The sequence below is a fragment of the Rhizobium croatiense genome, from assembly GCF_019793465.1.
Taxonomy (GTDB): Bacteria; Pseudomonadota; Alphaproteobacteria; order Rhizobiales; family Rhizobiaceae; genus Rhizobium; species Rhizobium croatiense.
Window position 1 is genome coordinate 1 of the sequence record NZ_JAILYJ010000077.1, and the last position, 412, is coordinate 412.

A 412-nucleotide genomic window follows, 5' to 3' on the forward strand; every position below is an offset into this window, starting at 1 on the left:
GCACAAGATTGCCCATGCCGTTCAGAACGAAGATCGCCGGCTTGAACAGCACCAGGAAGAGCCCCAGCGGACGCACGACGGCAAGCGAAGTGGCCTCGCTGCGCTGAAGCGCCAAGCTTTTCGGCGCCAACTCGCCCAGCACGATGTGCAGTGCCGTGATGATGACGAAGGCAATGACGATGGCGACCGTATGCGCGCCTGTTGCCGCCCATTGCCCAGGCAGCCAGGACACCAGAGGCTCGATCAGATGGGCAAGCGCCGGCTCGCCGACCCAACCCAGCGCCAGCGACGAGATGGTGATACCAAGCTGGGTGGCGGCAAGGTTGGCGTCGAGATTGTCGACAGCGCGCTGGAGGGCGGAGGCATTCATGCGGCCTGCCGCGGCAAGTTCGGTGACACGGCTGCGCCTGAC

Annotated in this window: 1 protein-coding gene; it reads right to left on the minus strand. The window is 64.8% G+C overall.

The features are described 5' to 3' along the window. A partial coding sequence (locus K6M89_RS30640; protein WP_222141866.1) for a CNNM domain-containing protein occupies positions 1-412 on the minus strand: 412 nt, incomplete at both ends.